Source organism: Lysobacter sp. N42 (assembly GCF_004344885.1).
The window spans coordinates 14351-38231 of record NZ_SKFB01000016.1 but is presented as its reverse complement, the minus strand read 5'-3'; the positions used below and the strand labels follow the sequence as shown (position 1 = coordinate 38231).

The 23881-nt window shown below is 72.2% G+C and carries 29 protein-coding genes and 1 pseudogene; 19 read left to right on the top strand and 11 right to left on the bottom strand.

Going from position 1 to position 23881, the window contains the following annotated elements:
* Nucleotides 1-2 precede the first annotated feature (2 nt).
* Both EYQ95_RS17640 and EYQ95_RS17635 read right to left on the bottom strand, forming a co-directional pair.
* The gene (locus tag EYQ95_RS17640; protein ID WP_132328741.1) at nt 3-527 is read right to left on the bottom strand and encodes a hypothetical protein; all 525 of its coding nucleotides are present in this window, start codon (nt 525-527) and stop codon (nt 3-5) included.
* 55 nt (nt 528-582) lie between these two features.
* Nucleotides 583-1080 carry an MOSC domain-containing protein gene (locus tag EYQ95_RS17635; RefSeq protein WP_165924771.1) on the bottom strand — a complete coding sequence of 166 codons (498 nt, stop codon included), beginning with the start codon at nt 1078-1080 and terminating at the stop codon, nt 583-585.
* Between the two features lie 29 nt (nt 1081-1109).
* Here EYQ95_RS17635 and EYQ95_RS17630 point away from each other — a divergent pair, with 29 nt between their 5' ends.
* The 4 genes from EYQ95_RS17630 to EYQ95_RS17615 are packed head-to-tail and all read left to right on the top strand — an operon-like array spanning nt 1110 to nt 4164.
* Nucleotides 1110-1700: an N-acetylmuramoyl-L-alanine amidase gene (locus EYQ95_RS17630; protein WP_132328739.1), complete on the top strand. Its 591-nt coding sequence runs from the start codon at nt 1110-1112 to the stop codon at nt 1698-1700.
* Between the two features lie 44 nt (nt 1701-1744).
* The gene (locus EYQ95_RS17625; protein ID WP_132328737.1) at nt 1745-2659 is read left to right on the top strand and encodes an acyl-CoA thioesterase II; all 915 of its coding nucleotides are present in this window, start codon (nt 1745-1747) and stop codon (nt 2657-2659) included.
* Between the two features lie 3 nt (nt 2660-2662).
* On the top strand, nt 2663-3493 hold the full coding sequence (locus EYQ95_RS17620; protein WP_132328735.1) for a hypothetical protein: 831 nt from the start codon (nt 2663-2665) through the stop codon (nt 3491-3493).
* A 41-nt stretch (nt 3494-3534) separates the two neighbouring features.
* Entirely contained in the window at nt 3535-4164 is a 630-nt protein-coding gene (locus EYQ95_RS17615) for an HAD hydrolase-like protein (RefSeq protein WP_132328733.1), read from the top strand.
* A 57-nt stretch (nt 4165-4221) separates the two neighbouring features.
* Here EYQ95_RS17615 and EYQ95_RS17610 read toward each other — a convergent pair whose 3' ends face one another.
* On the bottom strand, nt 4222-4836 hold the full coding sequence (locus EYQ95_RS17610) for an EF-hand domain-containing protein (protein ID WP_243699974.1): 615 nt from the start codon (nt 4834-4836) through the stop codon (nt 4222-4224).
* 136 nt (nt 4837-4972) lie between these two features.
* Between EYQ95_RS17610 and EYQ95_RS17605 the strand changes: the two genes are divergently transcribed.
* Nucleotides 4973-5722, top strand: a complete 750-nt coding sequence (locus tag EYQ95_RS17605; protein ID WP_132328729.1) for an arginyltransferase — start codon at nt 4973-4975, stop codon at nt 5720-5722.
* Complete coding sequence (locus tag EYQ95_RS17600; RefSeq protein ID WP_132328727.1) at nt 5719-6951, top strand: endonuclease/exonuclease/phosphatase family protein; 1233 nt, start codon at nt 5719-5721, stop codon at nt 6949-6951. The genes EYQ95_RS17605 and EYQ95_RS17600 overlap by 4 nt, the downstream gene beginning before the upstream one ends.
* 3 nt (nt 6952-6954) lie before the next feature.
* Here the strand turns inward: EYQ95_RS17600 and EYQ95_RS17595 are convergent, their stop codons facing one another.
* Together EYQ95_RS17595 and purT are read right to left on the bottom strand one after the other, a co-directional pair.
* A complete protein-coding gene (locus EYQ95_RS17595) occupies nt 6955-7377 on the bottom strand; it encodes a hypothetical protein (RefSeq protein ID WP_132328725.1) in 423 nt (140 codons plus the stop codon).
* Nucleotides 7374-8585: a formate-dependent phosphoribosylglycinamide formyltransferase gene (purT, locus tag EYQ95_RS17590; RefSeq protein ID WP_132328723.1), complete on the bottom strand. Its 1212-nt coding sequence runs from the start codon at nt 8583-8585 to the stop codon at nt 7374-7376. Before purT ends, EYQ95_RS17595 begins: the two co-directional genes overlap by 4 nt.
* 95 nt (nt 8586-8680) lie before the next feature.
* Here purT and EYQ95_RS17585 point away from each other — a divergent pair, with 95 nt between their 5' ends.
* From EYQ95_RS17585 to EYQ95_RS17560, 6 genes are all read left to right on the top strand, one after another.
* Complete coding sequence (locus tag EYQ95_RS17585) at nt 8681-9628, top strand: hypothetical protein (RefSeq protein WP_132328721.1); 948 nt, start codon at nt 8681-8683, stop codon at nt 9626-9628.
* A 48-nt stretch (nt 9629-9676) separates the two neighbouring features.
* Nucleotides 9677-10534: an SPFH domain-containing protein gene (locus EYQ95_RS17580; protein WP_132328719.1), complete on the top strand. Its 858-nt coding sequence runs from the start codon at nt 9677-9679 to the stop codon at nt 10532-10534.
* A complete protein-coding gene (locus EYQ95_RS17575; RefSeq protein WP_132328717.1) occupies nt 10534-10824 on the top strand; it encodes a hypothetical protein in 291 nt (96 codons plus the stop codon). The genes EYQ95_RS17580 and EYQ95_RS17575 overlap by 1 nt, the downstream gene beginning before the upstream one ends.
* Nucleotides 10821-11009: an Arc family DNA binding domain-containing protein gene (locus EYQ95_RS17570; protein WP_132328715.1), complete on the top strand. Its 189-nt coding sequence runs from the start codon at nt 10821-10823 to the stop codon at nt 11007-11009. Before EYQ95_RS17575 ends, EYQ95_RS17570 begins: the two co-directional genes overlap by 4 nt.
* Nucleotides 11006-11542 carry a hypothetical protein gene (locus EYQ95_RS17565; protein ID WP_132328713.1) on the top strand — a complete coding sequence of 179 codons (537 nt, stop codon included), beginning with the start codon at nt 11006-11008 and terminating at the stop codon, nt 11540-11542. The genes EYQ95_RS17570 and EYQ95_RS17565 overlap by 4 nt, the downstream gene beginning before the upstream one ends.
* Before the next feature lie 62 nt (nt 11543-11604).
* Nucleotides 11605-12417, top strand: coding sequence for a M15 family metallopeptidase (locus EYQ95_RS17560; RefSeq protein WP_132328711.1), 813 nt, complete (start codon nt 11605-11607; stop codon nt 12415-12417).
* On the opposite strand, the gene EYQ95_RS17555 is transcribed toward EYQ95_RS17560, so the two are convergent.
* The 6 genes and pseudogenes from EYQ95_RS17555 to EYQ95_RS17530 all read right to left on the bottom strand — a co-directional run bounded on the left by EYQ95_RS17555 (nt 12398) and on the right by EYQ95_RS17530 (nt 16925).
* The gene (locus tag EYQ95_RS17555; protein WP_132328709.1) at nt 12398-13072 is read right to left on the bottom strand and encodes a DNA-3-methyladenine glycosylase; all 675 of its coding nucleotides are present in this window, start codon (nt 13070-13072) and stop codon (nt 12398-12400) included. The genes EYQ95_RS17560 and EYQ95_RS17555 overlap by 20 nt on opposite strands.
* Nucleotide 13073: 1 nt before the next feature.
* On the bottom strand, nt 13074-13412 hold the full coding sequence (locus EYQ95_RS17550; protein WP_243699973.1) for a DUF423 domain-containing protein: 339 nt from the start codon (nt 13410-13412) through the stop codon (nt 13074-13076).
* A gap of 94 nt (nt 13413-13506) precedes the next feature.
* Nucleotides 13507-14568 (bottom strand): SRPBCC family protein, encoded by a 1062-nt coding sequence (locus EYQ95_RS17545; protein WP_132328705.1) that lies wholly within the window; start codon nt 14566-14568, stop codon nt 13507-13509.
* A gap of 346 nt (nt 14569-14914) precedes the next feature.
* Nucleotides 14915-14983, bottom strand: a pseudogene (locus EYQ95_RS26850) (DNA-binding response regulator); the annotation flags it as partial.
* An 83-nt stretch (nt 14984-15066) separates the two neighbouring features.
* Nucleotides 15067-15726 carry a response regulator transcription factor gene (locus EYQ95_RS17535; RefSeq protein WP_132328701.1) on the bottom strand — a complete coding sequence of 220 codons (660 nt, stop codon included), beginning with the start codon at nt 15724-15726 and terminating at the stop codon, nt 15067-15069.
* Entirely contained in the window at nt 15723-16925 is a 1203-nt protein-coding gene (locus EYQ95_RS17530) for a sensor histidine kinase (RefSeq protein WP_132328699.1), read from the bottom strand. Before EYQ95_RS17530 ends, EYQ95_RS17535 begins: the two co-directional genes overlap by 4 nt.
* Nucleotides 16926-17064: 139 nt before the next feature.
* On the opposite strand from EYQ95_RS17530, the gene EYQ95_RS17525 reads away from it, so the two are divergent.
* The 7 genes from EYQ95_RS17525 to EYQ95_RS17495 all read left to right on the top strand — a co-directional run bounded on the left by EYQ95_RS17525 (nt 17065) and on the right by EYQ95_RS17495 (nt 23879).
* A complete protein-coding gene (locus EYQ95_RS17525; RefSeq protein WP_132328697.1) occupies nt 17065-17661 on the top strand; it encodes a GNAT family N-acetyltransferase in 597 nt (198 codons plus the stop codon).
* Nucleotides 17658-18431 carry a septum site-determining protein MinC gene (gene minC, locus EYQ95_RS17520; protein ID WP_132328695.1) on the top strand — a complete coding sequence of 258 codons (774 nt, stop codon included), beginning with the start codon at nt 17658-17660 and terminating at the stop codon, nt 18429-18431. The genes EYQ95_RS17525 and minC overlap by 4 nt, the downstream gene beginning before the upstream one ends.
* Before the next feature lie 88 nt (nt 18432-18519).
* Nucleotides 18520-19329, top strand: a complete 810-nt coding sequence (minD, locus tag EYQ95_RS17515; protein WP_132328693.1) for a septum site-determining protein MinD — start codon at nt 18520-18522, stop codon at nt 19327-19329.
* A gap of 2 nt (nt 19330-19331) precedes the next feature.
* The gene (gene minE, locus EYQ95_RS17510) at nt 19332-19598 is read left to right on the top strand and encodes a cell division topological specificity factor MinE (RefSeq protein ID WP_132328691.1); all 267 of its coding nucleotides are present in this window, start codon (nt 19332-19334) and stop codon (nt 19596-19598) included.
* Nucleotides 19599-19620: 22 nt separating this feature from the next.
* Nucleotides 19621-20127 (top strand): hypothetical protein, encoded by a 507-nt coding sequence (locus EYQ95_RS17505; RefSeq protein ID WP_165924770.1) that lies wholly within the window; start codon nt 19621-19623, stop codon nt 20125-20127.
* A 100-nt stretch (nt 20128-20227) separates the two neighbouring features.
* Nucleotides 20228-22228 carry a M2 family metallopeptidase gene (locus tag EYQ95_RS17500; protein ID WP_132328687.1) on the top strand — a complete coding sequence of 667 codons (2001 nt, stop codon included), beginning with the start codon at nt 20228-20230 and terminating at the stop codon, nt 22226-22228.
* A 103-nt stretch (nt 22229-22331) separates the two neighbouring features.
* The gene (locus tag EYQ95_RS17495) at nt 22332-23879 is read left to right on the top strand and encodes a serine protease (RefSeq protein WP_132328685.1); all 1548 of its coding nucleotides are present in this window, start codon (nt 22332-22334) and stop codon (nt 23877-23879) included.
* Nucleotides 23880-23881: the final 2 nt, after the last annotated feature.

The following is a 23881-nucleotide window of genomic DNA, read 5'->3' as shown; positions in this document are numbered from 1 at the left end:
GGTCAGAGCGTCCTCAGCAGGTCGCCAAAGGCGTCGGCGCTGGCCTCGACGCTGGCCGAGAGCCGGTGGCCGTCGTCGACCAGCAGCAGCCGCGCGCCGCGCGCACGCGCCCAGCCGACCACGTCCTCGGCGGGGATGAGCTCGTCGTACCAGCCATGGATGATCGACGTCGGCACACGCGCGGCCTCCAGCGGATGGCTGGCGTTGAGCCGCACCGGCGGGGCCATCAGGAACAGGCCGGCCACCGGGAACTCCAGCGAGGCGCGCCCGCTGATCCAGGCCCCGAGGCTGGAGCCGGCCAGCACCACGGGGCCGCGCGCGATGGCCTCGCGGATGCGCCCGCGCAGCCGCTCCAGCCGCGCGGCGACGTCACCCAGCGGGCCTGCCTCGCGCATCGCGTCGAGGTCGGTGTAGTCCGGCCGCTCGTGGCTGAAGCCCAAGCGCTCGGCCACCTCGGCCAGCGCCGTCACCTTGGTGGCGTCGGGGCCGCTTTCGAAGCCATGGGAAAGGATGCAGTGGCCACGCATGTCGTTGCGGTTCCTGTGGGCGGCGTCGCCGCGGTGGAGTGTGTCGCAGGCGCCGTCAATCGACGGCGTGCACCGTATCGCCCAGGCGGATCACGCCGCCCTCGACGATGCGCGCGCACAGCCCGCCGTGGCCGCGCATCGCGTTGTAGCCGCCCTCGCCCAGCGCCGCTTCCATCTTCGAGCAGGGATCGCAGGGGCCGGTGCCTTCCAGCAGCACGTCGCCGACGCGGAACACGCGGCCCTTGAGCGCGAGTAGCGGGATGCCGGCGACGACCAGGTTGCGGCGAAGCGTCGCGGGGTCCACGGCATCCAGGCCCGCCAGCGCCGCGATCACAGGCAGGTGTTCGGCCTGGACGAGGGTGACGCCGCGCTTGCCGCTGCCGCCGGCATAGCGGTCGCCGACCAGCCCCCGGCCGGCCACGGCCTGCGCCGCGTCCACCGCCTGCATCGCCTGCCCGCGCGCCGGGCGCACGCCGATGAAGTCCACGCGACCCGCGCGCGGGAACCGGGCCATGAGCTGGCCGAGCGCGGAGTCGAGGGGAGGCCGTCGCATGGGGCGGCGATGCTAGCATCCGGCCGATCATGCCCGTCCTGCCCGACCTGCCGCCGCTGCCGGTGAACGTCGATCCCCTGCCCTACGAGGCCCGGCTGGAGCGGCGGCCGCTGTCGCAGGTCGACCTGGTCGTCATCCACTGCACCGAGGTGCCGGACCTGGCCATGGCGCGCGCGTACGGCGAGAAGGTGCTGTACGAGGGCAGCGGCACCGGCAACAGCGGGCACTACTACATCGACCGCGACGGCTCGCTGCACCGCTACGTGGCGGTGGACCGCATCGCCAACCACACGCGCGGCTACAACCCGCGCTCCATCGGCATCGAGCTGGTCAACACCGGCCGCTACCCGCGCTGGTACGACAGCGGCCACCAGGCCATGGACGAGCCCTATACGCCCGCGCAGATCGACACGCTCGTGGCCCTGCTGCAGCGGCTGGCGGCCGAGTACCCGACGCTGCGCTGGATCGCCGGCCACGAGGATCTCGACACGGCGATGGTCGAGGCCACCGACGACCCGTCGCGGCAGGTGCGCCGCAAGCGCGACCCGGGCCCTCTTTTCCCCTGGTCCCGCGTGCTGGCCGGGGTGCCGCTGCAACGGCTGAACGCGCCCGCGCCCTGAGCCGGGCCGCCTGTACCCGGCCGCTATAATCCGCGGCCTTTCGCATGGAAGTTGCGCGCATGACATCCCCGGTGGCCGAGCTGGTCGACCTGCTCGCGGTCGAGCGCCTCGAAGACAACTATTTCCGCGGCCAGAGCCGCGACATCGGCACCAAGTACGTCTTCGGCGGGCAGGTGATCGGGCAGGCGCTGTCGGCCGCGCAGTGCACGATGGATTCGGCCAAGGACGCCCGCGCCGCGCATTCGCTGCATGCCTACTTCCTGCGCGCCGGCGACATCGAGGCGCCCATCGTCTACACCGTCGACCGCACCCGCGACGGCGGCAGTTTCTCGGTGCGCCGCGTCACCGCGATCCAGCACGGCCAGCCCATCCTGTTCCTGGCCGCCTCGTTCCAGCACGAGGAACCCGGCAGCGAGCACCAGATCTCGATGCCCGAAGTCCCGCTGCCGGAGGACATCGAGCCCGCGCACGCGGTACCGCCGGAAGTGCTGGCCAAGCTGCCGACCAAGGTGCAGCGCTGGCTCTCGCGGCAGGGGCCGTTCGAGTTCCGCCACGTCTACCCGCGCGACGAGCTCAAGCCGCCCAAGCGCCCGCCCTACCAGCAGGTGTGGTTCCGCCTCAGCGAGAAGGTCGACGACGCGCCCGAGCTGCACCGCGCGCTGCTGGCCTATGCCTCCGACTTCCACCTGCTGGGCACCGCCACCTTCCCGCACGGCATCAGCTACTACCAGCCGAACGTGCAGATGGCCTCGCTCGACCACGCGCTGTGGTTCCATCGCCCGTTCCGTGCCGACGACTGGTTGCTGTATTCCATCGACAGCCCCAGCGCGCAGGGCGCGCGTGGCCTGGCGCGCGGGATGATCTACGACCGCGAGGGCCGGCTGGTGGCCAGCACCGCACAGGAAGGCATGATCCGCGTGCTCCCCGATTCGGCCAACCGCCCGCCGCAGGTGGGCTGAGCGATGCGCCAGGTCTTCTCCAGCGCGCGCCTCGAGAACGTCGAACGCGTGGCGGAGCTGCTGCGCGGGGCCGGCATCGAGGTGCGCATCACCGACGGCCGTTCGTACAAGGGCGGCCGGCGCTCCACCGCGAGCTACACCGAGAAAGGCCGCGACTCCGCGCGCCCGGCGGTGTGGGTGGTGCAGTCCAACGACCAGGCCCGCGCGCGGCAGATCCTGCGCGACGCGGGGCTGGTGGAGTCCACGCGTCCGCTCGACGGCCCCACGCTCAGCTTCCGCTCCGACTTCAACGACGCACCGACCAAGACCCCCGCGCAGAAGCGCGCCTTCCGCATCAAGCTGGCGCTGATCGGCGGCATCGTCATCGTCTCGGCGATGGCCTTCTTCCGCGGCACGAATGCGCCCGTCGTGCAGGACGTCGCCGTCCCGCCCTTCGGCGCGCGCCAGCCCGTGCTGATGCCCGTGGCGCAGGCCGTGCTGGCGAAGGAGTTGCCGGGTGTCGTGGCCACGCCGGTAGCCTGCCTCGCCATCGACGGCGCCGACGCCCCGCCCGTGGTGCGCGACGCGCTGCGGCCGCCCGAACGCCTCACCATCGTGCCGGCCTCGCACTGCCAGCGCATCGCCGACGAGGACACCGGCAGCGTGCACCCCAACTCGAAGCAGCCGGCCACCATCGTGGATGTGGCCAACTTCCGCCCGACCTCCGCCGATGCGGGCACGGTGGAGTACAGCGCCTACCACCACCGCATGTTCGCCCGCTACAAGACGCTGGAAGTGCGCCGCATCGAAGGGCGCTGGCGGGTGGTGCGCACGCTGCGGCACGTGTCCACCTGAGCGGCATGGAGCCAGCCGCGACGGCGGCGCCTACCGGGCGCATGCGCTACGACCTCGCCATCTTCGACATCGACGGCACCCTGGCCGACACCTTCCCGTTCTTCATCGCGGTGCAGGCGGAGGTGGCGCGACGGCACGGCTACGCGGCGATCCGCGAGGACGAGGTCGAGCTCATGCGCCGGCTCGGGCCACGCGGCGTGATGCGGCACGTGGGCATGCCGACGTGGAAATTGCCCTTCGTGCTGCGCAGCTTCAAGCGCCTCATGCGCACGCATGCCGTGCCCATCGCGCGCTTCGAAGGCATCGACGACGCGCTGGACGCGCTGCACGGCCACGGGCTGCGGCTCGCGGTGGTCACCTCGAATTCGCGGGAGAACGCCGACCACCTGCTCGGCGCCGCCCACTGCGCGCGCATGCGCCATTTCGAATGCGGCGCGTCGATGTTCGGCAAGCACCGGCGCCTGCGCCGCGTGCTGCGGGCCACGGGCGTGCCGGCGTCGCGGGCGATCTACGTCGGCGACCAGATTCCGGATGCCGAGGCCGCGCGCGCCGTCGGCATGGACTTCGGCGCGGTGTCCTGGGGCTATGCGGCGCGCGAGTCGCTGCTGGCGCTGCAGCCGGCCCTCGTGTTCGACGCGCCGCAGGACCTGCGCCGCCTGGCCGGCGGCTGAGGCGAAAAAAAGCCCGCGCCGCCGGGGCGGTCGCGGGCCGGGATCAAGCGGGGCAGCTCAGCGCCGGCCGTGGCCGAAGCGCATCTCCTGCTGGCTCAGGAAGCCGTCGCGGTTCTCGTCCAGCCATGCGAAGGCCCTGGCAAGGCGCGGCATGGCCTGGGTGGCCTCGTCGCGCGAGAGGCGGCCGTCCCGGTTGCGGTCGGCCGCCGCGAACTTCTCGCGCGCCTTCTGCTCGCCCGTGCGCCGGCGCTCGGCGCGCATGCGCTCGCGGGCCGCTTCGAGCTCGCTGCGGACGATGTAGCCGTCGCGGTTGGCGTCGATCTGCTCGAACCGCGCGGCCAGCTTCGAATCGCCGGCTTCGGTGCGCGCGATGCGTCCGTCGCCGTTGGCGTCGAGGCGCAGGATGCCGCCCATGCCGCCGTGCCCGCCCTTGCCGCGGTGGCCGTGCCTGGGGCGTTCGCGGGCGTCGATGCGGCCGTCGCGGTTGGCGTCGAGCTGGTCGAAGCGCTCGGCGAGGCGAGGATGGGCGGCCGCTTCCGAACGGGTGATGACGCCGTCGCCATTGGCGTCGACCCGGGCGCGGCCCGGGGCACCGGCCTGCGGCGCGGCGATGGCCACGCCCGCGGCGGTGGCGAGCGCGGCGGCGAGGATGAGGATCTTGGACTGCTTCACGCTGGAACTCCCGGATGCCGGCACGTTGCCGATGCACGGGAAAACGCCCGGCCCGCGCCCGCGTTGACCGCCACGCCGACCGCGCATCGGCCGCGTTCAGGCCTCGGCCAGCGATGGCGGGCGGTATGCTCGGCGCATGGGGTCCACGCCCGCCCTCGACCGCGACGATCTCCGCCTGTTCCACACGGCGGTGCACCCCTGCGGCTACTGGCCCGAGCGCCCCGCCCGCGACCTGGTGCTCGACCCCCGCGATCCCCGCCTGCCGCAGTGGTACGCGCTCGCGCTGGGCTGGGGCTTCCGCCGCTCCGGCGACATCGTCTACCGGCCGCACTGCGGAGCCTGCCGCGCCTGCACGCCGGTGCGCATCCCGGTGGCCGGCTTCGTGCCCGACCGCGCCCAGCGCAAGTGCCTGCGCCGCAATGCCGACCTGCGCATGCGCGTCTGCCCGGCCGAGCGCAGCGACGAGCACCTGGCGCTCTACCGCCGCTACCTGGCGATGCGCCATGCCGGCGGCGGCATGGACGACCACGGCGCGGTCGAGTTCGACCAGTTCCTCGTCGGCAGCTGGAGCCGCACGCGCTTTCTGGAGTTCCGCCGCGCCTCGCCCGACGGCGCCGGCGAGTTGCTGGCGGTGGCCGTCACCGACGTCACCGCCGACGCGCTCTCGGCCGTCTACACGTTCTACGACCCCGACCAGGCCGCGCGCGGCCTGGGCACCTACGCGATCCTGCGGCAGTTGCAGTGGGCCGCCGAGGAAGGCCGCGAGCACCTGTACCTGGGCTACTGGATCGACGGCCACCCCAAGATGGACTACAAGCGCCGCTTCCGCCCGCTGGAGGCCTTCGACGGCCGTGGCTGGCAGCCCTTCCCCGCGGATCCGACATGACCCGAACGCTTTTCCTCGTCCTCCTGCTGGTGCTGCTGGCGGGCCTGCTCGCCGCCTGCGTGCGGGTGCGCGTGCACGGCGACCGCGACGCCTGGGCGCGCGACACCGCGGCGAACGGCCCGCAGGCCCTGCGCATCGCCACCTACAACACCTCGCTCTACGACGAGGCCCCCGGCGGCCTCGTGGCGCGCCTCCAGGCGGGCGACGACGGCGCGCGCAAGGTGGCCGCGGTGCTGCAGCGCGTGCGCCCCGACATCGTGCTGCTCAACGAATTCGACTACGACGCCGAAGGCCGCGCGGCCGACCTGTTCCAGCGGAACTACCTGGAGGTGGCCCAGCCCGGCGGCGGCGAACCGCTGCGCTATGCCTACCGCTATCTCGCGCCGGTCAACACGGGCGTGCCGAGCGGGCTGGACCTGGACCGCAACGGCGTGGTCGGCGGCGAGGGCCGCGACCGCGGCAACGACGCCTGGGGCTACGGCCTGCACCCGGGCCAGTACGGCATGCTCCTGCTCTCGCGGCATCCCATCGACGCACGGCAGGCGCGCAGCTTCCAGCGGCTGCGCTGGAGCACGATGCCCGGCGCGCGCCAGCCGATCGACCCGGCCACGAACGCGCCCTGGTACCCGGCCGAGGTCTGGTCGCAGCTGCGGCTGTCGTCCAAATCGCACTGGGACGTGCCCGTGCGCACGCCCATGGGCCGCATCCACGTGCTGGCCGCGCATCCCACGCCGCCGGTGTTCGACGGGTCGGAGAACCGCAACGGGCTGCGCAATGCCGACGAGATCCGCCTCTGGGCCGAGTACCTCACGCCCGGCGCGAAACCCTGGCTGCGCGACGACCAGGGCCGCGTGGGCGGCCTGCCCGAGAGCGAGTCCTTCGTGATCCTGGGCGACTACAACGCCGACCCCACCGACGGCGACGGCGAGCCGGGCGCGATCGCCCAGCTGCTGCGGCATCCGCGCGTCAACGGCGACCTGCCGCCGCGCAGCGAGGGCGCGGTGGAGCGTGCCGCCGAGCACGGCATCGCGCGCCGCGGCGACACCTCCACGCACACCGGCGACTTCGGCCCGCGCGCGGGCACCTTGCGGCTGGACTACGTGCTGCCCTCGCGCGACCTGCCCCTGCGCGGTGGCGGCGTGTTCTGGCCGCGCCGTGGCGAGCCGGGCGCCGACATCGCCGGCGCCAGCGACCATCATCTGGTCTGGATCGACGTCGGCCCGCGCTGAGGCTCAGCCTTCGGGGGGCAGCGCCGCCAGGTCGGCCGCAGCCGCGTTCGCGCCCGGCACGGCCATGCCATGGGGCATCGCCGTGGAAGGCGCCTGTGGCGCCGGAGCCGTCGGGCCGACCACCGGCAACGCCGTCAGCCCGGGCTCCAGATGCGTGGCGGCGAAGCCGAACGCGGTGTCGCTGTGGCTGGACACGATCATCCGCACCATCTGCACCGGCACCATCAGGTGGACCTGCTCGTCACCGCCGTGCCGGTTGCGGGCGCGCACCGTCAGCTCGACGAAGGCGCCGCCGGTGTCCACGGCGTCGCAGGCGATGTGCGGGCCGGCCGGGCCGTCCTGCAGGTAGGGCTTGACCGGCTCGCCCAGCGCCTCGATGGCCTGGTCGAAAAGGAAGACGGCGTAGCCGGCGTGGTGTTCGGTCATGGGGTCTCCGGATGCAGTTCGACGGCGAGCGCGGCCGCGGCGCGCCGGGCGCGCTCGCGGGCATCCTCCACGTCCGCGCCGAGAGCCAGCGTGACCGCCACCCGGCGCTGCCCGGCCACGCGTGGCTTGCCGAACAGGCGCAGGTGCGTGTCGGGCTGCGCGAGCGCCGCGTCCACGCCGTCGAACACCGGAATGCCATGGCCTTCGGCCAGCACCGCGCAGGAGGCCGCCGCGCCCTGTGCGCGGATCGCAGGCACCGGCAGGCCCAGGATGGCGCGCGCGTGCAGCGCGAACTCGCTCAGGTCCTGCGAGGCCAGCGTGACCAGGCCGGTGTCGTGCGGGCGCGGGGAGACCTCGCTGAACCAGACCTCGTCGCCGGCCACAAACAGCTCCACGCCGAACAGGCCCCAGCCGCCGAGCTCGTCGGTGATGCGCCGCGCGACGTCCTGCGCGCGCTCCAGCGCGAGCGCCGACATGGGCTGCGGTTGCCAGCTCTCGCGGTAGTCGCCGTCGCGCTGCAGGTGGCCCACCGGCGCGCAGAACGTGGTGCCCCCGGCGTGGCGCACGGTGAGCAGGGTGATCTCGTAGTCGAAGCGCACGAAGCCTTCGACGATGACCCGACCCGCGCCGGCGCGGCCGCCGGTCTGGGCGTAGTCCCAGGCGGCGTCGACCTCGGCGGCCTCGCGCACCGTGGACTGGCCCTTGCCCGAGGACGACATGACCGGCTTGACCACGCAGGGCAGCCCGATCTCGTCGATCGCGCGGCGGTACTCCTCGTGCGTGTCGACAAAACGGTAGGGCGACGTGGGCAGGCCCAGCGTCTCGGCGGCGAGCCGGCGGATGCCCTCGCGGTCCATGGTCAGCCAGGCGGCGCGCGCGGTGGGCACGAAGCGCGTGGGGGTGCCGTCGTGGCGGTACTGCAGCTCCAGCTCGACCAGCGTCGGCGTGTGGATGGCCTCGATCTCCGGCACCACCAGGTGCGGGCGCTCGAGCTCGATCAGCCGGCGGATGGCCTCGCCGTCGAGCATGTCCAGCACGTGGCTGCGGTGCGCCACCTGCATGGCCGGCGCGTCGGCGTAGCGGTCGGCGGCGATGACCTCGCAGCCCAGGCGCTGCAGCTCGATCGCCACCTCCTTGCCCAGCTCGCCCGAACCGAGCAGGAGCACGCGGGTGGCATGCGGGGACAGCGGCGTTCCGATCCGGGTCATGGCGAGGGCGCAGGCGTGGAAACGCACAGTCTAGCGAGGCACCGCGCCGCGACGCCGGCCACGCCGCGGCCACGCGCGCATGCGATCCTGTGCGCATGGGTTCCTGGCATCGCATCGGCCGGCCGTTGCGCCGCGCGACGGGCGCGCTCGCGCTCGCGGCGGCGCTCGCGTCCACGGGCTGCGGCAATGCGCCGGAGCCGCCGGGCACCGCGCGCGTCAGCGGGCTGATGCTGGACTCGGAGCTGCGCGAGATCAGCGGCCTGGCCGTTTCCCGCCGCCATCCCGACACGCTGTGGATGCACGACGACGGCGGCAACCCCGCGCGCCTGTTCGCGGTGGGCCGCGACGGCGAACGCCGCGCCACGTTCCGCATCGAGGGCGTGCCCAAGACCGACTGGGAAGACATCGCCGCCTTCCGCCTCGACGGGCGCGACTACCTCCTGCTGGCCGACACCGGCGACAACGGCGGACTGCGCCGCACGCTGCAGCTGCACGTCATCGAGGAGCCGTCGAAACTCGTCAACGCGCGCCTGCGGCCGGCCTGGTCGATCGTCTTCCGCTGGCCGGACGGCGCCCGCGACTGCGAGGCGGTGGCGGTCGACGCGGCCTCGCGCCAGGTGCTGCTGGTCTCCAAGAAGCGTCGCCCGCCGGAGCTGTTCGTCCTGCCGCTGGAGCGCGCCGAGGGCGTGCAGGTGGCCCGGCGGGTCGGCCGCCTGCGCATGCCCGCGGCGCTGTCGGAGGAGGCGGGCCGCGACGCCGCCACGCCGCTGGCGGCGCAGGTCACCGCCGCCGACGTGGCGCCCGACGGCCGCTCCCTGGCCGCCATCACCTACCGGCACCTGCTGATCTGGACCCGGCGCGAGGGCGAGGACTGGGCGACCGCCGTCTCGCGCCCCCCGGTCGACCGCCCGCTCCCCTGGCTCCCCCAGGCGGAGGCGCTGGGCTGGGACCGCGACGGCCGCCACGTGTTCGTCTCCGGGGAATTCATCCCGGCGCCGCTGTATCGGATCCGCCTCGACGCCGCTTCCGACCAGCGGCAGTGACGTCGTGATATCAATTTGATATCAATACCTTGTCCCGAGGAGACGTCCATGAAAGAGATCGCCGCCCGTTCCCGCCCCGGCCTGCCGGTGCTGTTCCTGCTGCTGGCACTGCTGGGCGCCGATGGCTGGTGGTTGGCCGCCTCGGCGGCCTCCCCGGCCGCCGTGCTGGCCGGCGCCCTCGCCGGGCTGGTGCTGTTCGTCTGCCTGTTCGGCCTGTACATGGTCGAGCCCAACCAGGCCGCCGTGCTGAGCCTGTTCGGCAAGTACGTGGGCACCGACCGCACCGACGGCCTGCGCTGGAACAACCCCTTCTATTCCAAGAAGAAGGTCTCCCTGCGCGTGCGCAACTTCGAGAGCGGCAAGCTCAAGGTCAACGAGCTGGACGGCTCGCCCATCGAGATCGCGGCGGTCATCGTCTGGCAGGTGGCCGACTCCGCCGAGGCGGTGTTCAACGTGGACGACTACGAAAGCTTCGTGCACATCCAGGCCGAATCGGCCCTGCGCGCGATGGCCACGAGCTACCCCTACGACCAGCACGAGGACGGCCAGCTGGCGCTGCGCAGCCACGCGGCCGAGATCAGCCAGCACCTCGCGCAGGAGCTGGCCGAACGGCTGGCCGACGCCGGCGTGAACGTGCTCGACGCGCGCATCTCGCACCTGGCCTACGCGCCGGAGATCGCGCACGCGATGCTGCAGCGCCAGCAGGCCAATGCGGTGATCGCCGCGCGCACCCGCATCGTGGCGGGCGCGGTGGGGATGGTCGAGATGGCGCTGGCCGAGCTGCAGAAGAACGGCGTGGTGCAGCTGGACGAGGAGCGCAAGGCGCAGATGGTCAGCAACCTGCTGGTGGTGCTCTGCGGCGACCGCGGCACGCAGCCGGTGGTCAACGCGGGGTCGCTCTACTGATGGACGGCCTGGGCATCGCACTGGCCTTCGCGCTCACCAGCGCACCGGCCTTCCTCATCTCCGCCGCGCTGCGCCGGCGCGCCACCCCGCTCGACCTGCGCCTGGCCGGCATGATGCGCGGGGTCGGCCTGCTGCTGCTCGGCGGCGCCGGCGGCATGCTCTGGGCCGGCGGCGATTCCGCGCGCGTGCTGGCCGTGGCGCTGGCCCTGGCGCTGTTCGTGAACGGCATGGCGGTGGCCATGTTCGTCGCGGTCGCGCGCGAGCGGCGGCGGCAGCGAAACGGGCGATGAGCGAGAAGAAGGCCTACCCGCTGCGCATCAGCGCCGACGTGCTCGCCGCCGCGCAGCGCTGGGCCGACGACGAGCTGCGCAGCCTCAACGCGCAGATCGAATACGTGCTGCGCGATGCGCTGCGCCGGGCCGGTCGCCTGCCGCCGCCTCCGCGCGACCAGGACACCGGGAACGAGCCCTCATGACGCCCGTGCCGGGCACCGCGCCGCTCCAGGCCAGCGCGATCTCGAAGTTCGAGTACCGTATCGACCATCCCCACGGCACGCCCTGCGCGCGCCTGCGCATGCCGACCTGGCCGTCGATGCCGCGCGGGAGCGCGCTGCGCTTCGGCGGGCGCGACGCGGTCGAGATCGACGTCGGCCCGGCCACGTATCGCCTCGAGTACGAGACCTTCAATCCGCGCACGCTGCGCGCGCCCGACTACCGCTACTTCCTGATGGAAGCCGCGCAGACGCGAGCCACCGCCACCTTCGAGGCCGACCGCGGCAAGGCCTGGATACTCGCCGTCGGCGACGACCGCTGGCGCTGGGAAGCCTGCGGCGGGCCGTTCTCGATGCGCTACCGGCTCAGCGGCCCACACGGGCCGGCAGGCGGGATCCGCGAGACCACGCGCCTGCTGCGGCTGCGTCGCAGCTTCGCGCTGGAGCTGCCCCAGGCGCTCGCGATTCCCGAGCAGGCGTTCCTGCTCTTCCTCGCGGTCAACGCGACCTACCGCTGACGCCGGCACCGCGCGGCCGCGCCCGCTGGCCGCGCGTCGCATCCCCCGGCTACCCTCGCGCCATGCCGATCCGTCCGCAGGACCTCATCAACACGCCCGACATCGAGGCCTGGCCCGCGCACGTGCTCACCGCGCGCGGCAACCACGCCGCGCGCCAGCTGGCCCTGTCCCGCCACGTGCTGCGCCGCAAGCGCGATGGCCGCTACCTGGCGGCCGTCGACGGCGCGCGCGTCGTGCCGCTCGCCCCTCGCCTGCAGGTCGAGCCCGGCCTGCAGGCGGCGCTGGCCGCGCTGCGCGGAACGTCCCGGTGCCCGGCCGCCACGCTGCCCCTGCATCGCCTCGAACAGCGCCTCGCGCGGCTCGGCCTGGATGGGGGGTATGCCAGCCGCACCGGCCTGCCCCTCGTGCCGGAACCCACGCGCCTGCGCCTTGCGGGCCGCGACCGCTACCGCCGGCCTCTCTGGCTCGAGGCCGGGGCGGCCCGGGCCTGGCTGTCCATGCGCGAGGCCGCGCTGCGAGAGGGCATCGTGCTCGAAGCCATCAGCGGCTACCGCAGCCACGACTACCAGCTCGGAATCTTCGAGCGCAAGCTCGCGCGCGGCCAGCCGCTGGAGCACATCCTCACGGTGAACGCGGCGCCGGGTTACAGCGAGCACCACTCCGGCCGCGCGCTGGACATCGGCACGCCGGGCGAGCCGCCCGCGGAGGAATCCTTCGAGGCCACGCCCGCCTTCGCCTGGCTGCGCGCGAACGCGGCGGGCTGGGGCTTCGTCATGAGCTATCCGCGCGACAACCCGCACGGCATCGTCTACGAGCCCTGGCACTGGTGCCATGCGGGGGCCGGGGCGCCGCGGCTCAGTCCTGCGAGCGCTTGACCGTCCCCTTGGCCGGCGCCGCGAAGTCCGCGATGCGCCACAGGTACAGGCTCGCGTAGCTGCGGTACGGCCCCCAGGCCTCGCCGCGGGCGGCGAGCTCGCGCGGGGTCGGCATGGCCCCGGTGCCGTCCACCACCTGTGCCCCCTTGCGGATGCCCAGGTCGTCCACGGGGAGCACGTCCGGACGGCCCAGGCGGAAGATCAGCATCATCTCCACCGTCCAGCGTCCGATGCCGCGGATGGGCGTGAGCGCGGCGACGATCGCGGCCTCGTCCATCACCGACATCTGCCGCAGCGTCGGAATCTCGCCCACCGCTTCGCGCCGCGCCAGGTCACGCAGGGCCAGCGCCTTGTTGCCGGAGACGCCGCAGGCGCGCAGGGCCGCGTCGTCGATGCGCGAGAGCGTGTCGGCATGCAGGCGGTCGCTGCCGATCGCCGCCTCCACGCGGCCGACGATGGTCGCCGCCGCCTTGCCCGAGAGCTGCTGGTACAGGATGGCGCGGGCCAGCGCATCCACGGGATCGAAGGGACGCCGCCAGCGCGGCTCCGCGGGGATCGGGCCGATGCGCCGCATCCACGCCGCGAGGGCGCGGTCGCTGCGGCGCAGGTGGCGCGCGGCCGCGTCGACGTCGAAGCCCCGGCTCCAGCGTGGCATGTCAGCCCCGCGCGCGGTCGATGGCGAGCGCGAGCCAGCCCGCCATGAGCAGCAGGCCGCCCGCCGGCGCGAGGCGCGTGGGCAGCCCGGCAAGCGCCGCGCCCACGAGGCTGCCCGCGAACAGCAGCGTCCCGGCCAGCAGCGCGACCAGCGCGCTACGGCCCAGCCGGCGCGGCATGTCCGCCGCCAGCGCCGCCAGCGCCGCGCCATGCCCGAAGGCGAACGCCGCGGCCATGAACAGGCGCATCCGGTCTTCCGGCGCGGCCGCGTGCGCGGCATAGGCCGCGAGTGCGACGGCGGACGATGCCAGTAGCGCACCGCTCGCCGCGAGCCAGGGCATCCCGCGGCGCCTCATCCGCCCGCCCCCGGTGGCGCCACCGCCCGCCCCAACGAAAAACGCGCCGCAAGCGGCGCGTTTTCCGGGAACGTGGGCCTTACTTCACGGCCCACTGGATGACGAACTCGCCGTCGTTGGTGAAGCCGGCATTGATGCCGCCGGTCCAGTTCTCGTACGGACGGTCCACCGTCTCGTAGCCGTTCGACAGCGCCCAGGCGCGGATCGCGTCCCGCAGCTTCTGCAGGTTGGCCATGTGGCCCTTGAACGAGGTCGTCGCGACCTTCGTCGCCTCGCTCTGCAGCACCTTCACCGGCCCCTCGACGCGGATGCCTTCCACCGGCCCGGTCGCGCCCGCCTTGCGAACCGGCTGCGCGAGGTCGAACGAGTAGTTCTGCGAGCCCTGCTCGTTCGTGATCATGCGCACCGGACCCGCGGCTTCCAGCCCGTTGGCCGTCATGACCTTGCGGATCCACTCCATGTTGGAGTTCATCTGGCCCTTGATCTTGTCGAAGTCCATCGGCACGGTCGCGCTCACGACCAGGAGCGTCTCGGCCGGGCGATCGGCCAGCGAAGGCGCGGGCGCCTTGAACTCGCGCTGCAGGTTGCCATAGTCGATGTTCGGCACGCCGGCGAGCATGTTGGTCAGGCGCGACAGGCCCAGCTTGACGTCCTCGCCCACGTTGGAGCTGACGTACAGGCCGGCGTAGCGACCGACGATGTTCCAGCCGTAGTCGACGCTGTAGGTCTGGGTGATCTGGACGTTGCGGCCGCCGCGACCGACACGCTTGAGGCGGAACTCGGTGCGCTTGTTGGTGCCCGGCGCATCGTTCTCGATCGCGTAGGTGACCTTCGTGGTCGGCTCGCTCTCGATGATCTTGTACGTGCCCGAACCCATGCTCTCCGACTCGTACGTCATGGTCGCGCCCTTGCCGGACTGCGGGCCGGAGAACGTGAGCTTCGTGGACGGATCGCGCAGCACCAGCGGGTTCCAGTCCTTGAAGCGGCGGAAGCTGTTGAGCGTGTCGAACACGATGGTCGGCTTGCGGTTGGTCTCGACCGAGTGCGACAGGTGCCTGCTGGACGGCAGGAAGATGCCGACCGCCACGAACAGCACGGCGACGATCGCAAAGGAAATCAGGATCTCGAGCAGACGGGTCATTCAGGAGTTCTCCGGGGCCGGGCCCGCGCCAGCCATGCGGGCCATGGGCGCAGACCGGCAATCGTAGCAAGGTTGCGGCCGCCCGGGCAGCACGACGATGGGACGATTCCCGCGCGACATTACGAACCCGGCAGACCGCGCGCCGCGGGGGCAGGCGTGGGCGGGCGCCACGCGGCCCGGCGCCGGAGGCCGGTTCGAGACGGGTTGCAGCCCGACGCCCCCGAGCGTTGGCCGCATGGGGTTCACGGACCCGGAGCCCGGGCAGCGCGAGGCGACTTTGTCCGCGCGGCGCTGCCGCGGGCCGCCGAACGCCCGCCGCCCTGCAGCGGGCCGGACATCCGGCCCATCAGACGAGTTGCAGTTCGAAGGCCTTGAGCACCGCCCGCGTGCGGTCGCGGACGCCGAGCTTGGACAGGGTGAGGCGGCCCTGCCTGCGCGGCACCGCCGCGCGGGCCGCCGAACGCCCGCCGCGCTGCGGCGGGCCGGACATCCTGCCCATCAGACGAGTTGCAGCTCGAAGGCCTTGAGCACCGCCCGCGTGCGGTCGCGGACGCCGAGCTTGGACAGGATGTTGGAGACGTGGTTCTTGATCGTGCCCTCGGCCACGCCCAGCGAGTTGGCGATCTCCTTGTTGGAGAAGCCGCCGGCCATCAGCCGCAGGATCTCGGTCTCGCGCTCGGTCAGCGGGTCCGGGCGGTCCAGGCTGACGAAATCGTTGCGCATGTGCTCCAGGCCCGAGAGCAGGCGCTGGGTGACCGCCGGCTGCACCAGCGAGCCGCCGTCGGCCACCGTCTGGATGGCGCCCACGAGCTGGTCGAGCGAGACGTCCTTGAGCAGGTAGCCCTTGGCGCCGGCCTTGATCCCGGCCAGCACGAGCTGGTCGTCGTCGAAGGTGGTGAGGATGATCGTGGGCGGCAGCTGCTGCAGGCGCGCAAGCGTCTGCAGGGCCTCCAGGCCCGACATCACCGGCATGCGCATGTCCATCAGCACCACGTCCGGCCGCACCTGGGGAATCATCTCGACCGCCTGGCGCCCGTCCGAGGCTTCGGCGACGACCTCGACGCCATCGGCGAGGGCGAGCAGCGAACGGACCCCCTGGCGCACCAGGGTCTGGTCGTCGACGAGCATCACGCGGATGCGTCGTTCTGGCGTGGTCATGCGGGCACTCCTTCTCGGACGGCGCTGGCGGCCGCGATGGGCAGGACGAGCCGGAGGTCGAAGCCTTCTCCGGGCGAGGTGTGGATCTCGAGCGTGCCGCCGTGCTGCGCCAGGCGCTCGCGCATCCCGCGCAGGCCGTTGCCGGCCACCAGCAGGTCGGCGCCGCGGCCGTCGTCGCGCGCGCTCATGCGGATGCAGCCATCGTCGCGCCGCGCGTGGATCCAGAGGTTGCGCGCGCCGGCATGGCGCACGGCGTTGGTGATGATCTCCTGCGTGCAGCGCAGCAGCACGTGGGCGCGCTCGGGGTCGTCGAGGGTGAGCGGCGACTCGATGTCCATGTGGATCGCGAGCGAAGGCACGTTCTCGGCCAGGGGGCGCAGCGCGACGGCGAGATCGATCGCCCCGCCCTCGCGCAGCTGGCTCACCGCCTCGCGCACGTCGGTGAGCAGCAGCCGCGCCAGCGTGTGCGCCTGGGTCACGTGCTCCTTCACCTGCCCTGACGACAGGTGGCCTGCCACCTCCAGGTTCAGGCTCAGCGCGGTGAGATGGTGGCCGAGCAGGTCGTGCAGCTCGCGCGAGATGCGCGTGCGCTCGTTGATGCGCGCGCTCTCGGCCAGCAGCAGGCGCGTGGCGCGCAGCTCGGCATTCAGGCGGCGCTGCTCGTCCCGGGCCTGGGCCTGCTGCTTGGCGACCATCGCGGTGACGAAGACCAGGCTGGCGAACCCCACGTACACCAGCGACTGGAACAGCGCCAGCAGCGGAGGCATCTCGTACACGCCGATGAAGACCGGCACGATCGCCAGGTTGCCGCCGACGAGCCACAGCACGCCCACGCGCAGGGGCAGCAGCCACGGCAGCAGGCCGGCAACGACCATCAGCAGGATGCTGCCCAGCCCGGTATTGGAGAAGTAGCTGACCCCGATGGCGCAGGTGGTGAGCACGAGCAGGAGCACGTGGTCGACCACCGTGGGCCGGCGCAGACCGAGGGCGCGGGTGATCCACCAGTACACGCCGCCGAACGCCCCCCACACCGCGACCCAGCGCGAGATCGCGAGCCGGAAGGCCTGTGCCTCCCCGCCTGCGAGGGCGTCGAACTCCGTGGGGTCGAGCCAGATCGAAAGCAGCCAGCACCCCACCATGGCCCAGGTGAAGAGGCCCGTGTAGCGAAGCAGTTGGGTGTGGTTCAGTTGCGCCAGCATGCAGCCATCCTACGCCGCCCCTCCCCGCCCCGGCCCGGCCGGAAGTCATGCCGACGGCCGCTGGCTCCGCCGGGCCGCCATGCGATAATCGCGCGCCGCGCCGCGAGGGCGTGGCAGCACTCCCCGGGAGCCGGAAAGAATGTCGATCGTCGTCCGCGACGTGCGCGAGCACGAGCTGGATTCCGTCCTAGCCCTGAACAATGCCGCCGGACCCGCGATCCTCCCGCTGGATTCGAACCGCCTGCAGTACTTTTTCGAGCGTGCCGAGTACTTCCGCGTTGCCGAGCGGGACGGAACCCTGGCCGGCTTCCTGATCGGCATGGGCGACGCGTCCGACCACGACAGCTCGAACTTCCGCTGGTTCCGGGAGCGCTATTCCGAATTCTTCTACATCGACCGCATCGTGGTGGCCAGCCGGCGCCGCGGCGGCGGCGTGGGCCGCGCGTTCTACGCCGACGCGCAGAGCTATGCGGAACTGCGCTACCCGCAGATGGCCTGCGAGATCCTGCTGCAGGGCGGAACCGACCCGGTGATGCTCTTCCACGGCACCTTCGGCTTCCAGGAAGTGGGCCAGCACGTGATGCCGGAAACCGGGCTGCGCGCCTCGATGCTCCTCAAGCCGATGTGCAGCTACGAATGGGTGCGCGACACCTACGGGCGCAACCTGCCCGCCGAGCCGTGGATCCACACGCCGCGCACGGCAACGCGCGCCCGCGCCACCGGGACGGACGCATGAGCGCGCAGATGGATTTCGAGCCCGCGGGCGAACTCAAGATCGGCCAGGTCGGCATCGCCAACCTGCGCGTGCGCACGCTGGACGTGGCCCGCCTCGCCGACGAGATGCGCTCGCGGGTGCAACGCGCGCCCAACCTGTTCGCGCGCGCTGCGGTGGTGATCGACTTCGGCGGGCTCACGCGCACGCCCGACGTCGAGACCGCACGCGCGCTGGTGGATGCGCTGCGCGGCGCCGGCGTGTTGCCCGTGGCCCTGGCCTATGGCACCAGCGAGATCGAGCGCCTGTCCGAACAGCTCGGCCTTCCGCTGCTGGCGAAGTTCCGTGCGCAGTACGAGCGTGCCGAGGCCGCGCCGGCCGAGGCGCCGCCGCGCCGCGAGCGCGCGCCCGAGCCGGCACCCGCGCCGCCGCCGCAACCGGCGCCGCCGGCCACCGCCGGCCAGCCGGGCCTCGTGCAGGCCGCGCCGATCCGCTCCGGCCAGCAGGTCTATGCCGACGGCCGCGACCTCACCGTGCTGTCGGCGGTCGGCGCGGGCGCCGAAGTCATCGCCGACGGCTCGATCCACATCTACGGCGCCCTGCGCGGGCGGGCCCTGGCCGGCGCCCAGGGTTTCGAGCAGGCGCGCATCTTCTGCCGCGAGTTCCATGCCGAGCTGGTCGCCATCGCCGGCCATTACAAGGTGTCCGAGGACATCCCGGCCGCGCTGCTCGGCAAGCCCGTCCAGGTCTGGCTGGAGAACGGCCAGCTCAGGATCGAGGCGCAGGACGCATAACCCGTCACACACCGGCATGCTTTGAGGCATGCTGTCGCCCGCACCGGCCGTGCCGGCGGGATCGCAACGAATCCGGAGGAACCAGAAGTTGGCCGAAATCATCGTAGTCACGTCCGGCAAGGGCGGCGTGGGCAAGACCACCACCAGCGCCAGCCTCGCCACCGGCCTCGCGCGCCGCGGGCACAAGGTGGCGGTCATCGACTTCGACGTCGGCCTGCGCAATCTCGACCTGATCATGGGCTGCGAGCGGCGCGTGGTGTACGACTTCGTCAACGTCGTGCACGGCGAGGCCTCGCTGAAGCAGGCGCTGATCAAGGACAAGCGCTTCGACAACCTCTACGTGCTCGCTGCCAGCCAGACGCGCGACAAGGACGCGCTGACCCGCGAGGGCGTGGAGAAGGTGCTGGGCGACCTCGCGGCCGAGGGCTTCGAGTACATCATCGCCGACTCGCCGGCAGGCATCGAGAAGGGCGCGTTCCTGGCCATGTACTTCGCCGACCAGGCGGTGGTCGTGGTGAACCCGGAAGTGTCCTCCGTGCGCGACTCCGACCGCATCCTCGGCCTGCTGGCATCCAAGACGCGCCGCGCCGAGCAGGGCCAGCGCGTGAAGGAGCACCTGCTGCTCACCCGCTACAGCCCCAAGCGCGTGGAGACCGGCGAGATGCTCTCGATCGCCGACGTCGAGGAGATCCTCGGCCTCAAGGCCATCGGCGTGATTCCCGAGTCCGGCGACGTGCTCAACGCCTCGAACAAGGGCGAGCCGGTCATCCTCGAAACCTCGTCCGACGCGGCGCAGGCCTACGAGGACGCGGTCGCCCGCCTGCTCGGCGAGAGCCGCCCGATGCGCTTCATCACCGCTGAGAAGAAGGGCTTTCTCAGCAAGCTGTTCGGAGGCTGACCATGGGCCTCTTCGACTTCCTCACCGCAAAGAAGCAGACCGCGAACGTCGCCAAGGACCGCCTGCGCATCATCGTGGCGCACGAGCGCGCCGGCCGCGGCGGCCCGGATTACCTCCCCATGCTGCAGCGCGAGCTGCTCGAGGTGATCCGCAAGTACGTGAACGTCGACGCCGAGTCGGTCAAGGTCGACCTGATCGGCGACGGCGACAACAAGGTGCTCGACATCTCCGTCGCGCTGCCGGAAAACCAGCCCCAGCCCGCGCCCTGAATCCCGGCGCACGGCCCTTTCGATGCCCCGCTCCGGCGGGGCATCGTCGTATGGACCCATGCTCACCCTCGCCGACATCGACACCGACGCCGTCACCGCCCTGCTCGCCCGCTACGGGCTGGCCCTCGAGCGCGTGCCCGACGGCGAGGCGATTCCGGGCAGCTACTGGGGCGAGTCCGAGGCCGGGATCATCGGCTCGACCGTCTACGCGCGCGGCGACACGCCGGTGCACTCGCTGCTGCACGAGGCCGGGCACCTGATCGTGCTTGCGCCGGAAAAGCGCGCCGCGGTGCATACCGATGCCACCGACTCGATCGAGGAGGAGAACGCGGTCTGCGTGCTGCAGGCGCTGATGGGTGACGCCCTGCCGGGCGTGGGCGCCGACCGCGTGCTGGCGGACATGGACGCCTGGGGTTACACCTTCCGCCTCGGGTCGGCCCGGGCCTACGTCGAGCAGGACGCCGAGGACGCCTGGGGCTGGCTCGCACGGGCCGGGCTGGTCGACCCGGCCACGCGCCGGCTTCGCTGAACGCCGCGGCCGCACGGGTTTGGCCGGCTTGCACCGGCTGCGAGCGGCCTCTAGCCTGCCGGCACCGCGCATCCGCGCACCGCACGCCTCCGGAGTTCACATGAAGCCCGCACGCGCCCTCCTCGCGCTCGGCATCGCCACCGTCATCGGCCTGTCGGGCTGCAACCGCCAGGCCTCCCCCGACGCCACCGGAACCGCCGCGCCCGACCGCAGCAACGAGACGGCCGACGAGTTCATCGCGCGCGTCAACGAGGAATACAAGAAGATCTATCCGGAGCTCACGGCGGCGCAGTGGCTTTCGTCCACCTACATCGGCGACGACAGCCAGCTGCTGTCGGCCAAGGCGAACGAGCGCTACCTCACCCAGCTCAACAGCTGGATCGAGCAGGCGCGCCGCTTCGAAGGGCAGAAGATGTCGCCGCAGACCGCGCGCGCGATCCAGCTGCTCAAGCTGTCGGCGGCGATGCCGCCGCCGAAGGATCCGGCCAAGCTGGCCGAGCTCACGCAGATCGCCACCCGCATGGAGGGCATGTACGGCAGTGGCGAATACTGCACGGGTGAAGGCCCGGCGCGCTCCTGCCGCCAGCTGGGCGACCTCGAGGACGTGCTGCGCAGCTCGCGCGACTACAACGAGCAGCTTGACGCGTGGCAGGGCTGGCACACCATCAGCCAGCCGATGCGCAAGGACTACACGCGCTTCGTGTCGCTCGTGAACGAAGGCGCGCGCGACCTGGGCTTCGCCGACGCCGGCGAGCTGTGGCGCTCGGGCTACGACATGACGCCGGCGCAGATCGCCGCCGAGACCGACCGCCTGTGGAGCCAGGTCAAGCCGCTCTACGAGCAGCTGCACTGCTACACCGGTGCGCGCCTGGACGCGAAGTACGGCGCCGACAAGGGACACGTGGCGGGCAACATGCTGCCGGCGCACCTGCTGGGCAACATGTGGCAGCAGGACTGGGGCAACCTGTGGGACCTTCTCGCACCGTACCCGGGCGCGGGCAGCCTGGACATCACCGGCGCGCTGGAAGCGCAGTACCAGCGCAATCTCGCCGCCGAAAGCGCGAAGCTCACCGGCGAGCGCACGTCGGCCGCGCTCGCGCAGGCCGAACAGGACGCGCGCCTGCTCACCGCGCGGCAGATGACCGAGCGTGCGCAGGAGTTCTACACCTCGCTCGGTATGCCCAAGCTCCCCGAGAGCTACTGGACCAAGACCCAGTTCATCAAGCCGCGCGATCGCGACGTGGTCTGCCATGCCTCGGCCTGGGACATGAACATGTCCGGCGACGTGCGCACGAAGATGTGCATCAAGCCGAACGAGGAAGACTTCACCACGATCTACCACGAGCTGGGCCACGTCTATTACTACCTGGCCTACAACCACCAGCCGCCGCTGTTCCAGACCGGCGCGCACGACGGCTTCCACGAGGCCATCGGCGACACCATGGTGCTGGCGATGACGCCCGCCTACCTGCAGACCATCGGCCTGGCCGGCGAGCAGCAGCAGAGCAACGAGGCGCTCATCAACGCGCAGATGCGCATGGCGCTGGCGAAGGTGTCCTTCCTGCCCTTCGGCCTGATGATCGACCGCTGGCGCTGGGGCGTGTTCGACGGCTCCATCAAGCCCGACCAGTACAACAAGGCCTGGTGGGACCTGAAGGCCAGGTACCAGGGCGTGGCCCCGGTCACCGCGCGCGGCGAGGACTTCTTCGACGCCGGCGCGAAGTACCACGTGCCGGGCAACACGCCCTACACGCGCTACTTCCTCTCGCACGTGCTGCAGTTCCAGTTCTACAAGTCGCTCTGCGACGCGGCCGGCCACACCGGCCCGCTGTACGAGTGCAGCTTCGCCGGCAACCCCGCGGCGGGGAAGAAGTTCTGGGCCATGCTGCAGAAGGGCTCGAGCCAGCCCTGGCAGGCCACGATGAAGGAACTCACCGGCACCGAGCGCATGGACGCCTCCGCGATCCTCGAGTACTTCGCGCCGCTGCAGACCTGGCTCAAGCAGCAGAACGAGGGGCGCACCTGCGGCTGGAACCCGAACGCCACGTCCACCGCCGCGGCAGCACCCAAGGCGGCGCCGGCGGCTCCGGCGCGCGGCTGATCCACACGACGGGCCGGCGCGATGCCGGCCCGTCGCATTCCGCCCCGCGCGCCGGTGGCGACGTATCATCGACCCGTCGACACGATCCTCGGGGAGGGATCCCATGACCATGCTCCGTACCGCCCTCGCACTGCTGGTCGCCGCGACCGCGGCCGCCACGGCGGCCCAGGCGGCGCCGCCCAGCGCGGCCGGCGAATACAGCCGCACCCGCGTGCAACCCGCGCCGACCTGGAAGCTCGCCGGCGCCCGCGTGCTGCCCACCGCGACGCTGCGCTACCGCGAGGTCGCTCCGCGCCGGCTGCTCGAGTTCCAGCGCGCCAATGCGGCGCCGCGGCTCAAGGCCACCCGCATCGGCTTCGCGCGCAAGGCCTCGCTGGAGGCCGTCGGCACGGCCGCGCCGGCCCTGCGCTGGGTGCCGGTGGCAGGCGGCGCGGTCGCGCGCATGGAAGTGCGGTCGCCGGACGCGCTGGCACTGCGGGTCGGGCTGGACGTGCGGCGCCTGGATAGCCGGGTGGAGCTGCGGTTCGCGGGCTCCGACGATCCGCGTCGCGTGGTCGCGCTGGTCACCGTCGCCCAGGCGCAACAGCTTCCGGCAGGCGATGGCCTGTACTGGACGCCGAGCACCGACGGCGAGTCGCAGGTCATCGAGATCTTCCGCCCCGCGGGCGTGCCGGCGGCCAGGGCCTCGCTGCATGCGCCGGCGGTGTCCCACCTGCTCGCCAACAGCCGGAACGACTTCAAGATCGTCGAGAAGATCGGCGAGTCCGGCAGCTGCAACGTCGACACCGCCTGCCGCGTGGGCGAGCTGGGCCAGCACTTCGTCAACGCCAAGAACGCCGTGGCGCACATGCAGTTCGTCAAGAACGGCTCGACCTACATCTGCACCGGCACCCTGCTGGCCGATACCACGCCGTCGACGCAGGTGCCCTACTTCTACAGCGCGAACCACTGCTTCAGCGAGGGCGCACCGGTGCCGAGCGCGGTGCAGCAGGTCGCCAACACGCTGAACACCTTCTGGAACTACGAGGCCACCGCCTGCGGCAGCGGCGTGAGCACGGCGCGCACCCAGCTGGCCGGTGGCGCGACCTACCTGTATTCCGACGCCGGCACCGACGGCATGCTGCTGCGGCTCAACAACCCCGCGCCCGCGGGCGCGTACTTCGCGGCCTGGAACGCCGGGCCGCTGGCGCCGTCCAGCGCCGTGCTGGCCATCCACCACCCGCGTGGCGATGCGAAGAAAGTCTCCAGCGGGCAGCACGTCTCGTCCGACTCGACCCAGCACGCAGTGGGCTGGCTGAGCGGCACCACCGAGGGCGGCAGCAGCGGCTCGGGGCTGTTCACGCTGGCGCGCTCGGGCTACGAGCTGCGCGGCGGGCTCTATGGTGGTTCGGCGTCCTGCGACAACGACGGTTCGCTCTCCAACCCCGGCAATCGCGACTACTACTCGCGCCTGGACGTGCTGTTCCCGAACGTGCGCCACTACCTGGCGGCGGACCCGGTGGAGATGAACGGCAGCGCGCCCCTGATCCCACCGGCGTCGGCTGCCAGCGCGCAGTCGGCCCCGTCCCAGGCCGCAACACCCGCGCCACGCCGCCCGGCGCTGCGCGATGCCCTGCGCGAGACGCAGCGGCGCCGCGCGATGCATCGCTGAGC

Bases quoted from the DNA above. Each gene is read 5' to 3' on its own strand.
- minC (WP_132328695.1), top strand. From the start codon at position 17,658: ATGAGCGCGCAGATGGATTTCGAGCCCGCGGGCGAACTCAAGATCGGC.
- EYQ95_RS17600 (WP_132328727.1), top strand. From the start codon at position 5,719: ATGACCCGAACGCTTTTCCTCGTCCTCCTGCTGGTGCTGCTGGCGGGC.
- EYQ95_RS17605 (WP_132328729.1), top strand. From the start codon at position 4,973: ATGGGGTCCACGCCCGCCCTCGACCGCGACGATCTCCGCCTGTTCCAC.
- EYQ95_RS17625 (WP_132328737.1), top strand. From the start codon at position 1,745: ATGGAAGTTGCGCGCATGACATCCCCGGTGGCCGAGCTGGTCGACCTG.
- EYQ95_RS17640 (WP_132328741.1), bottom strand. From the start codon at position 527: ATGCGTGGCCACTGCATCCTTTCCCATGGCTTCGAAAGCGGCCCCGAC.
- EYQ95_RS17545 (WP_132328705.1), bottom strand. From the start codon at position 14,568: ATGACCCGTCTGCTCGAGATCCTGATTTCCTTTGCGATCGTCGCCGTG.
- EYQ95_RS17495 (WP_132328685.1), top strand. From the start codon at position 22,332: ATGACCATGCTCCGTACCGCCCTCGCACTGCTGGTCGCCGCGACCGCG.
- purT (WP_132328723.1), bottom strand. From the start codon at position 8,585: ATGACCCGGATCGGAACGCCGCTGTCCCCGCATGCCACCCGCGTGCTC.
- EYQ95_RS17570 (WP_132328715.1), top strand. From the start codon at position 10,821: ATGAGCGAGAAGAAGGCCTACCCGCTGCGCATCAGCGCCGACGTGCTC.
- EYQ95_RS17555 (WP_132328709.1), bottom strand. From the start codon at position 13,072: ATGCCACGCTGGAGCCGGGGCTTCGACGTCGACGCGGCCGCGCGCCAC.
- EYQ95_RS17525 (WP_132328697.1), top strand. From the start codon at position 17,065: ATGTCGATCGTCGTCCGCGACGTGCGCGAGCACGAGCTGGATTCCGTC.
- EYQ95_RS17560 (WP_132328711.1), top strand. From the start codon at position 11,605: ATGCCGATCCGTCCGCAGGACCTCATCAACACGCCCGACATCGAGGCC.
- EYQ95_RS17565 (WP_132328713.1), top strand. From the start codon at position 11,006: ATGACGCCCGTGCCGGGCACCGCGCCGCTCCAGGCCAGCGCGATCTCG.
- EYQ95_RS17630 (WP_132328739.1), top strand. From the start codon at position 1,110: ATGCCCGTCCTGCCCGACCTGCCGCCGCTGCCGGTGAACGTCGATCCC.
- minE (WP_132328691.1), top strand. From the start codon at position 19,332: ATGGGCCTCTTCGACTTCCTCACCGCAAAGAAGCAGACCGCGAACGTC.
- EYQ95_RS17550 (WP_243699973.1), bottom strand. From the start codon at position 13,412: ATGCCCTGGCTCGCGGCGAGCGGTGCGCTACTGGCATCGTCCGCCGTC.
- EYQ95_RS17595 (WP_132328725.1), bottom strand. From the start codon at position 7,377: ATGACCGAACACCACGCCGGCTACGCCGTCTTCCTTTTCGACCAGGCC.
- EYQ95_RS17505 (WP_165924770.1), top strand. From the start codon at position 19,621: ATGCCCCGCTCCGGCGGGGCATCGTCGTATGGACCCATGCTCACCCTC.
- EYQ95_RS17635 (WP_165924771.1), bottom strand. From the start codon at position 1,080: ATGCGACGGCCTCCCCTCGACTCCGCGCTCGGCCAGCTCATGGCCCGG.
- EYQ95_RS17535 (WP_132328701.1), bottom strand. From the start codon at position 15,726: ATGACCACGCCAGAACGACGCATCCGCGTGATGCTCGTCGACGACCAG.
- EYQ95_RS17580 (WP_132328719.1), top strand. From the start codon at position 9,677: ATGAAAGAGATCGCCGCCCGTTCCCGCCCCGGCCTGCCGGTGCTGTTC.
- EYQ95_RS17620 (WP_132328735.1), top strand. From the start codon at position 2,663: ATGCGCCAGGTCTTCTCCAGCGCGCGCCTCGAGAACGTCGAACGCGTG.
- EYQ95_RS17615 (WP_132328733.1), top strand. From the start codon at position 3,535: ATGCGCTACGACCTCGCCATCTTCGACATCGACGGCACCCTGGCCGAC.
- EYQ95_RS17575 (WP_132328717.1), top strand. From the start codon at position 10,534: ATGGACGGCCTGGGCATCGCACTGGCCTTCGCGCTCACCAGCGCACCG.
- EYQ95_RS17585 (WP_132328721.1), top strand. From the start codon at position 8,681: ATGGGTTCCTGGCATCGCATCGGCCGGCCGTTGCGCCGCGCGACGGGC.
- EYQ95_RS17500 (WP_132328687.1), top strand. From the start codon at position 20,228: ATGAAGCCCGCACGCGCCCTCCTCGCGCTCGGCATCGCCACCGTCATC.
- EYQ95_RS17530 (WP_132328699.1), bottom strand. From the start codon at position 16,925: ATGCTGGCGCAACTGAACCACACCCAACTGCTTCGCTACACGGGCCTC.